The 9268-nt window shown below is 60.2% G+C and carries 5 protein-coding genes and 2 pseudogenes; all 7 read right to left on the bottom strand.

Annotated features, from left to right (window positions below; genetic code table 11):
* Window positions 1-320 (bottom strand): annotated as a pseudogene (locus tag ACLGGT_RS21275) (helix-turn-helix domain-containing protein); the annotation flags it as partial.
* Window positions 321-1567: 1247 nt separating this feature from the next.
* Window positions 1568-2495: pseudogene (locus ACLGGT_RS21270) on the bottom strand (DUF2493 domain-containing protein).
* Window positions 2496-3343: 848 nt separating this feature from the next.
* Window positions 3344-5629: a S8 family serine peptidase gene (locus ACLGGT_RS21265; protein WP_437197606.1), complete on the bottom strand. Its 2286-nt coding sequence runs from the start codon at window positions 5627-5629 to the stop codon at window positions 3344-3346.
* 190 nt (window positions 5630-5819) lie between these two features.
* Complete coding sequence (locus tag ACLGGT_RS21260) at window positions 5820-6842, bottom strand: AAA family ATPase (protein WP_074647065.1); 1023 nt, start codon at window positions 6840-6842, stop codon at window positions 5820-5822.
* A 231-nt stretch (window positions 6843-7073) separates the two neighbouring features.
* Entirely contained in the window at window positions 7074-7655 is a 582-nt protein-coding gene (locus tag ACLGGT_RS21255; RefSeq protein ID WP_437197607.1) for a rhomboid family intramembrane serine protease, read from the bottom strand.
* Window positions 7656-7804: 149 nt separating this feature from the next.
* A complete protein-coding gene (locus ACLGGT_RS21250; protein ID WP_437197517.1) occupies window positions 7805-8341 on the bottom strand; it encodes a hypothetical protein in 537 nt (178 codons plus the stop codon).
* Between the two features lie 155 nt (window positions 8342-8496).
* Window positions 8497-9225 (bottom strand): DUF736 family protein, encoded by a 729-nt coding sequence (locus ACLGGT_RS21245; protein WP_437197516.1) that lies wholly within the window; start codon window positions 9223-9225, stop codon window positions 8497-8499.
* Window positions 9226-9268 lie beyond the last annotated feature (43 nt).

The raw sequence follows: 9268 nt of genomic DNA, 5'->3' as shown, positions 1-9268 counted from the left end.
CGCCAACTGCGCGTCTGGAACGAACACCCCGCCTGCCGCCTGAATGAGCCGCCGCAACCCCTCGGCCCGGCTCTCGATCCCCGCCTTCGCCAGCACCTCGTCGAGCGCCGCCAACTCCGCAGCCGTGACCTTCACACTGACCGCTGAGACCGGAATTGCGGCATCCGTCTGGCGCTCGGCATCTCTGCTTTGAGCGTGTACTGAATCGCCCGCACCGACACGCCAAACCGTTCCGCCAGCACTGAAGTGGAAACGCCTTCCGCAGCCTCGCGAACGATCTCCATGCGCTCCGCATCGATGAGGCGTTTTGAGCGAGACATGCGAAGAAAGACCCCCTATTTCCTGCCACCTTCCACCAAGGCTGCCCCTACCTTACGATATATACCAACCTGTCAATTATATACTTACGTCGCATTCAGGCTCAGGCAGCCTTGGTGTCCGCTTCCCCGCGGCCCGCAGGGACGCGGCTCTGCCGCCCTCACCACCAGCACAGCCTCCAGCCTCAAAGGCCCCTTCTCCAGCCCCGCCGAGGGTCTGGCCGAACACGCATGTGTTCGGACGGAACCGCGGGCGGGCGCAAACCCCACCGACAGGGCGGACTGTCAGGGTCAAGGAGGGCCAGATTTGGCTTGCAAATCTCTGCCGCAAAAACCGGGAGGCCCTGGCCGATAGGTTTTTGTGGATGGCCCCTTGAGGCTGACTGGCCGGTCTGTCGCGGCCTGGTCATTCCGGCGGAGTGCGTCCGTTGAACGCGCAGGGACCTGCATCCCTGGACAGGGATCGGGCCGCCCCAAGATCGTGCTGGGCGGCCATCCTCGTCAGAGGATTTAGTCCTGGGGATCTTCGCGCTCGGCGGGAACATCACCAGCTCCGAGACCGCGACCGGGAAGTCGAGCTTGAGCTGAAGAACTCCGAGCCGTCCCCGTTGCGAGTGTTGCGGAACATCGCGCCGACCGTTGGAAGCGGGTGCGCTCCTGGCCATCGGTATCGGTGAACTTGACGGGACGGTGGCGACGTAGTGGTTGGTCATTTGGGTTACTCCTTGTTGCGATGGGGATCACCCGGCACGGGGGCAAGAGGCCCGGTCGCAAGCGCAAATGCGGAGGGTCCGCGGCCAGCCGTGGAAGCCGCATTTGTGCTTGCCGGAGCGAAGCGCAGGGCACGATTGGGCCGACCCCGTGCGATCCACATCTATGAGCAAAAAGGAGAGAGCCGGATGATCCTTGCCATCACGCCGACGCCACCATCCGCGTCCTCGTCCCGCCGAGCCTGGCCGGGGTGCTGACGAAGCCCGCTCGCGTGAGTGCCATGTTCCGAAACACCACCCGAGGGACGCGCAAGTCTTCAGCCTCAAGTGCGACGTTTCGAGCCTTCGTGTCTTGCGATGCTGACGATGTGCGTGAGGTGCGCACCATCCCCAACCCGTACCGATGCGGATGGGCCGCACTCTGACGGACTTGGTAGAGGGATAACGGTGCTGGCCGCCGCAGACTGCCGATCACGCGTGACCGATCGCACGCGCCATGAGACATGACGAAAGGGCCGCGCCAAGCGCGACCCCCTCTCTTCAATCCTGCGCAGTCTTCTTCGCCGGGTCAGCAACCCGCATGACCGTCAGGCCCTTCGCTTCCGCCTTCTGCCCGAGGTTCAGCGCGACCCCGTTGCCTCCGAAGAGAACAACCCCCGTCGCCGCGAACTTGTCGTCCAGCATTTCGTCGTTGCACTTGAACGGTGCCGCCCGCCCATGCGCGGACCAGCGAGGATCAAAGCGCGCCTGCGCGACACCCCGTGCCCGGGCCCAGCGAGCCGCAATCATCTCCGCTCCGTGCTTGCCACCTTGTGGCAGAGGAAGATCTCCTGGTTGCGGTTCTGCTTGATCCGTTCGCGAACCTTGTCGAGCGTGTTGAAGATCACATCGACATCGGTCCAGTCGGTGGCGCCTGAGACGATCAGGGGCACCCCTCGACTTTCGACTTCTCGGCGGTTTCGCGATCGTGCTGCTCCAGGAGCTGCCGCGCCTCGAAGACCGCCCCGGTCTCTTTCGCCTGGACGCTTGCGCGCGACCCGGCTGCCGGGATGAAGGCGTGGCCCGTCTCGATCTCGTAGCATTCCGCCGCTGCCTCGCTCATTACCTCGATGGCGCTGACAATCTCGCGCAGCTGCACAAAGCGCGCCTGCGCCTCCTCAATCGCGGTCTCGGCGATCTCCGATCCGTCGTGGGATTTTGCCAGCGCACCGATCTTGTCGGCGGTGCGGTCGACCTCCTTACCGAGCGCCACCTTGCGGCGCTGCAGGATGGTGGCGAGCCCATGGGCCAGCGGTTCGATCTCTGCTTCAAGCCCGGTCCCGCGCAGCTGACCGAGCAAAGCCTCAAAGCTCTCGCGGATGATGCGGTCGGTCAGGATGTGATCTTCCGGGATCGGCAGCTGCGCGTCCTTCTCGGTCAGTCCGAAAAGCTCGATGGTCTCGTAGGTGTTTGCGGTGTCGTAAGCCATGTCTGGTCTCCAGTGTTCGGTTCCTAGGCCACCACGTGAGTGTGGGGCATGGCCGAATGCCTGGTTTCCGAATCTGCCCGGGTCAGGGACGGCGCAGCCGCCGGCTTGCCGGGCGCAAAAGTTTTCCGTGCGCAACAACCGACACACGCGCACCCTCACGCACGGGACCGCCTCGCGCCAAAGGCTCCGCCCTCGCCGAAAAGTTTTGCGATCCTTGACGCGGGCTGATTTGGGGGCCATCCGGAGGATATGCTTCCGCGCTCATGTGTGTGTGTTTTGACGGTAGGTTTGCCCGACCCGAGCAGGCAAACGGACCAACTGGACGCGGGAGACGGATGGAGCGGCGGGATCGTTTTGGCCTCGGGCCAAAACAGACCAGAGCGCAATCCGGCGGAGCGGCCGGGGAGGGACGTGCTCGCGAGGCGGGCAAACCGGGATGCCAGGCGCGACGCCGCGGTGAGGCCGCATGGCCGAATGCGCGACGGACCGAAGGGCCGTTCTCCCCTGCGACACGCGAAGCCGAGCTGGGGAGGCCGCAAGGCTTAGCCCAAGGTTGATGCGCTGGCGACGCCGCTGCAGACTACACGGATTACTTGTCCAAGCATTCGACGTGATGGGCGGGAATCGGACCTGCGGTTTTTCCGTCGCAGCACTTTGTCATATCCGATGTTCATCTTAAAAAACGTGAGTGTCGTGATCTTTTCAATCTTGCTGCGCCAAATATCTCTACAGCTACTGTGTTTGCCGTATCCTCAAGCGGTTCTCGATTTCTGTGTGGATGTCGTAACGGGTATCAATCGCGAGTTGCAGCGTAACAGCTATCGCGAAGCGGATGTCTTCGTCTGGGCTCAGGCCGCCACCCGAAGAGTCGCTGCATTGTACTCGGATTGGTATGATCGCATCTCCGCCAAATGAGGGGTCAAGACGCGCGCGTGGGATAGCCGACGGGACCAAACGGTTCCTTTGGCAATAGCATTTGACGTCGGAACGTCACCCTTCATCTTAAGTCGCCATTCGTTATCTGGTTCGTCCCCTTCATCAGCAGCAACGGCCTCAAGGCGTGCGAGCCTGTACCTTGCACGCGCGACATCTATAGGAGAAAACCAAGCAAGTGTGACGAGGAGCGATCTATGCACCCGGTCATTTGACAATGACTGTGGCAACGGCATTTCAAAGACTCGTGCACCATCTTTGCGGACTGTGCCGAGGCCGACCAACGTCGCTCCCTTCGGCGGCCCTTCGCTCATAAGGTCCTCGTTCACAAGGCCATAACCGTATCCAGACAGGACCTCAGCACCGGCATGTTCATGATTCTTGCCTGACGCCATTTGGGAGCTGCGAAGGTCTGCTGCACTTTCTGGCCAACGAGCCCCGTGGACGGTCAGGGTTCGCGTCAGAAGCGCCATGTCGCGTCGAGGGAGTTCTTGTCCTTCATAGGCGCCGTCTGGCCCTGTCAATGCAGCGGCTGCTTGCAAGATGGATCTGGTAGTGAGCGCAGCTGCACAACTTGTGCCACATGCCCATGCTCGTCGGCCAGATACTGCGGACGAATGCGGTGGCGCAGCGACTAGGAGACCGGACGCAGGAAGGGCATTTGCTACCCGAAGGTTTAGATTTCCGCTTATGGAAGAAGCGCGGACGTCATGACGGCCGCCGACTGCTATTACATCGGGTTTGATGGCGCGATATGCTCCAGGACCAGCCGCCGACGAAACCGCTGGAACCACCGATGCTGCGTCATGAACAGCAAGTACGCCAGCTGGCAGAATGCCAGAACCCTTGGCGGCGCTGCTTGTCGAAGCGGCACCAACCGTAAGCACGTTCATGGCTTCTGCTGGAGATAGCAGAGTTCGCCTATGCCGTTGCGCTCGCCGTGCTTCATCCACCATCGCTTGACGAGCCTCGATGGCCGCATCCTCAAATGCGGTGGCGTTGATCCCGGAGACTGTTAAAGCATCGCCAACATTTCCAGCCGATACGACAAAAAGAACGCCGGCTCGATATGCCCACCAGTCAAGCAACCGGGCCAAGGCGCTTAAGCGGCCAGTGAAATGCCCATTCATCACGCCGATGGAGAGATTCACGACGAAAGCATCGGGAGCAATTGGGTTTTGGCCCTCTAACGCCGCAACAAGCGCTGTATGGATCACGTCGACGAATAGGCGACTTTCGGGAGAAACCGCAGTATTGTCATTGTCAACAAGCACGGGAATCGAAATAAGTCTGCTGTCGGAAACTGGTACACCATCAGCGTTCAAATCGCCTCGAAGAATCAACGATGACATTGAGGTAGCATGACGACGCTGCCGAACCTGAGACAGGCGCACAAGATCGTGTACATCCTCGATGTATACGCCATCGTTCAGATCAGGATGTGCCGCAATGGGAGTGCCATCCAGCAGCAGTGCGCGAGCTGGGAGTTCGGGGTCAAATTGAGCGTCACGCCGACTTGCAGGATCATCCCCCGGCCCAGCGTCCCCCGCTTCATCTTCAACCGGTATCGTTTGGGCTATGGTTTGAGGTAAAATAAATTGCAGGCCGTCCAACGTCGCCAGCCCTTCCGGCGCCGCTGGATTGTTCAGCATCTCTCGGACCGCACCAGCGGGCATCGATGCCAGTAGAGCGTCGTAAACAAAATCGATTTCGGAGATTATGCTACGTGCAATTATGTTGCCCCCGAAAGCTTCAACCCGCGCTTGAGCCTCTCGTCGCCACTGATTTCGGCGCTCATCACTGCGCGTTGGCCAAATCTCGAGCTCGAGGTTCACGGCAACTTCGTCGTCGAAGGGCAAGCGATCACGAATGATCTCTCGTGCCTCAAGTGTCAAACGATCTGCTGGTCCCCAAGGACGGAGTTCAGCCAAAAGGTCGAAGAGATTACGCCAAGGAGTTTGACCGTCCGGAAGATCTTCACCTCGCCTGTAAGTTCGCCAAAGCCGACGTAAGGTCTGCAATGAGCCTTCAGTGGGCATCGTTGCATATAGAGTTGGATTTGCGAACTCGATTCCATCGATTGGCATCCTGCCAGGGAGTGCGTAATCGTCTTCGAGGTCGACCTCCGTAAGCACTTCGATACCTGCATCGCGCGCAACCCGAATAAGATTTGCGATTGGAACGGCAGAGACAAACACCATCGCGCGCTCGGGCGCTATTCCGGCAGGATCCGCCCGAAGCGAGACAGCGGCATCCTCGCCTTGAAAAGCTTGATCTAGGCGTGAGAATTCTCGTCCAAAGCGCTCAGCCTGAACCGTGTGACCACCTGCGGCACCCCGCGGACGGGGCATTTTGGGTGGAGAACCTTTGATACGCTGTGTCGGCCGCTCTCTAATCGGAAGGGGGAGGATCGGTCGCTCGGTCATGGGAATCACTTTCTGGTGCTCGGCCGGAATGGTTGTGCCAGGCACGTATTCGATCGTTGATCAATGTTCTCAATGTTATGCGTCCCTGCGCAAGAGCCCAGCGACGATGTAAATCATGGAAAAAGGTCTCGGCTTCCGAAAAGCTGAGCGGCGCTACCGCCTCTCTGAGACGCTTCGGCGTATATCCGGCCGGACCATCGAATTCCCGAAGCCGCTCAGCAAAATAGGTCGTCATGTGCTCATCATCTGGGCGATCAAGCGTCAGACGGATTTCGAACCTGCGCCAAGTCGCGCGATCCAGTAGCTCGGGATGGTTGGTGGCTCCAACCAGAACGCAGTAGGATGGGAGATCGTCAAGCTGCAGCAACAGCGAAGTGACCAGTCTCTTTATTTCACCGGTTTCGTGCAAGTCGCCTCGTTCTTTGCCGATCGCGTCAAACTCGTCAAAGAATAGGACGCAGGGTTCGGTTCGGACATAGTCGAAAAGCCTCCGGAGTCTTTGAGCGGTTTCACCGAGGTAGCTGGTGATGACCGCGTCATATCGAACGACGAACAATGGCAAGGCAAGCTCAGAAGCTATGGCCTCCGCCAACGACGTTTTGCCGTTGCCGGGCGGACCAACAAGCAGCAGCCGATGCCGGGGTTCAAATCCATGTGCCCTTAGTACATCAGCGCGCGCCTGCTCTTCGATCAGTTCAAGGCACGCATTTCGGTTTGCTTGGGTCAGATAGAGCTGAGACAACGCTCGCTCTGGATGGCGGCGATCAATTCCGCCCGAGCCATCTCGAACTCTTGGGCTGCCGTTGGCCGGGCGTCCAGGAATGTTGGAGACAGGCGCAGCAGAAACCGCTTTGGCAATACGATCAGCGACGCCAGTGTGTTTCTTCGCGCGCTCCTCAGCCGCAATGGCTTCGGCGGTAACCCGGACGGCATCCTGGTTACCGGAAACTCCGGCCTTTACAAGTTCGACGATCAGCTCGCTGCGCACAAATTTCTCCAGTCCGGCCCTCGACCGATTTCGTACTTTTATGACGGATTCAAGAGATTGTCACCCGATTACGCATTTTTCTTTCCGCAAGGCTCTTGCCTACGCGAGGCATCCTTCTTGGGCAATGCCGCGTCCACATCATCGTTGAGAGTATGAACGACCGTTTCGCCGGAGCCTCACCGTAGCGCGCCGGTAGTTCATTAGTGGCCGCTCAATGCCTAGCGTACGGCTTCAGTCCAGATCGACGTCGCCCAGACGCGGCGCATGGACATGCGTTCGGACAAGAAATGCAGCGGCCGCGCCGGCCAAAGCGCCGAACAGATGAGCCTCCCACGAGACGCCAGGCTGACCCGGAAGAACGCCCCAGAGAATGGAGCCGTAGAGCAAACCGACCACCAGTGCCGCGCCCAGCGTGATCAGTGAGCGATCCACGAGGCCGCGCGCGACGAGGAAGCCAAACCAGCCGAAGACGAGCCCTGACGCGCCGATATGGATGGCCGAGCTTCCGAACAGCCAGACAAGACCGCCGCCGAGGCCGATCACCACGGCGTTCACCGGCAGCAAGGCTCGCGTGGTCGTTGCCACCAGCAGCCCACCCATCACCAATAGCGGCGGCGTATTGGCCATAAGGTGCGCGAAGCTTCCATGCAGGAGGGGCATGGTGATGACACCATCCAATCCGCTTACGTGCCGGGGGATCAGGCCGAAGGCCGGGTTCAAGCCGTAACCGATGATCCAATTGAGGAGGTGAACCGCCCAGAGCAGTGCGACAAAGGCGACAAGCGCCGCGGCGCGCCGCAAGAAAGCGCGCATGTGATCCCGTTTCATCATGTTGGCGACAGTAGACGTCCCCACAGCGCCTTCAACAGCTTTCGCGCGCTGCACAGGGTGCCCCTTCCGGGAAAGGGGGGTTTGAGGCGGCCAACCTCGGTACGGCTCAAGCCAGGAGAATCGCTTCGATCTTACACCGTGTTCCCCGGTCGCAGCGGCATGATTTCACGCTCGGGGCGCTTCAGGGCTTCGGCGTATTTGCGGGCATTGTCATCGATCGTGCTGTGCCACAGCTTCGAGACAAACGCCCGAGCGTCTTGGACCGTCATATCGTTCAGCGATGAGGACAACGCCATGAAGAGCTCATCCTCGCTGATCGCGGCGGCGCTATGCATGGCGTCCGCGTAGAATTCGGGATCGTTCAGAACTTGCTCGCTTAGCGGCATCCGCGCGAGGTTTTCCTCCGGGATCGCCATGAAGATCGTGTCCTGCAGGTCGGTCAGATACGCACGCCGCGAGGTGGATACCGACTTTCCTGCTGCCTTGGCCTCTAGATATGCCTGCCGGTTCTTATCGAGCTTCGCCGTCGCATGGGACATGATGACGGCGCGCTGTTGGGCGGGTAGCGCAAATCCGGTGCAGCGCTCGATATGAGTGAGGAGATCTTCAACCTCTACCTCAACATCAAAGCTCTCGAACCATGAAACCGTCCCCGATCTAACCGCCACGCGCCCGCCCTCGATATTACGTTAATATATTATTGTATCACATTTGCACCTGATCGCAAGCGGGTGGCGTCCTTCACGCAAACGGACATGGAAAAAGGGGAACCGTGATCCCACGGCTCCCCTTTCGGTTCAGATCGTCTCCCCCCACGCGCCGATTAGGCGACTAAGGAGAGCCCCGCGCCTGCGTCCTGCGGCTGCTCACCGCTGTCGATGAACGGGATGATCGAGAAGGTCTGCCCGCCGCGCTGTTCTTCGTTCTGCACGGCGTTGACGCGCAGATCGCCATCGGGCGTGTTGATCAGCAGCGACAGGTAGTCATTGCCCGTGCGGCTGCTTTTCGCCATCCACGCCGAGCCGACGCGGATCGGTGTGCCCCGGGGCGAGCTGACCTCGATCCGGTAATCCGGGTGGGTCTCCTCGGATTTGTAGCTGTTCTCGATCAGCATGAACTCCAGATCGAACATCATGTTGGCGATGTAGCCGGTGAAGGCGTTGTCGGCGTCCATGGCGGTGAGCTCGCCCGAGATCGAGCCGGATTTCATCAGGCCGTTCGAGACCAGCGGGATGATCTCGAACGCGCCGCTTTGGGCCGCACGCGCCTCTTTCGTCTGCACTGCGTTGACCCGGAACGGGCCGAGGCCGACATCGATCTGCATCGAGATGTAGGGGTTGCCGCTGGTATTGCCGGTCTCGTTCCAGGCCGTGCCGATACGCACCTTGCGGCCTGATTTGTTGACTGCCGTCACGTCAAAATCCGGGCTGCGTTCAGACATCTTGGCCCGTGCCTCGAGCTGGATGGCGATGTCAAAGCGCGTCGAGTGGATCATGCCGGTGTACTCGGCGGCTGCGGTCTCGACATTGCGGGTGAGGGTTCCTGCGAACATAGGATGGTTCCTTTTGGATTGGCCGGTGCCTGACGTCCTTGCC

This window comes from Roseovarius sp. MS2, assembly GCF_051447875.1.
Taxonomy (GTDB): domain Bacteria; phylum Pseudomonadota; class Alphaproteobacteria; order Rhodobacterales; family Rhodobacteraceae; genus Roseovarius; species Roseovarius mucosus_A.
This window is presented reverse-complemented; position numbering and strand designations above follow the sequence as displayed.

Bases quoted from the DNA above. Each gene is read 5' to 3' on its own strand.
- ACLGGT_RS21265 (WP_437197606.1), bottom strand. From the start codon at position 5,629: ATGGTGTTTGTCTCTGCCGTTCCAATCGCAAATCTTATTCGGGTTGCG.
- ACLGGT_RS21245 (WP_437197516.1), bottom strand. From the start codon at position 9,225: ATGTTCGCAGGAACCCTCACCCGCAATGTCGAGACCGCAGCCGCCGAG.
- ACLGGT_RS21255 (WP_437197607.1), bottom strand. From the start codon at position 7,655: ATGCGCGCTTTCTTGCGGCGCGCCGCGGCGCTTGTCGCCTTTGTCGCA.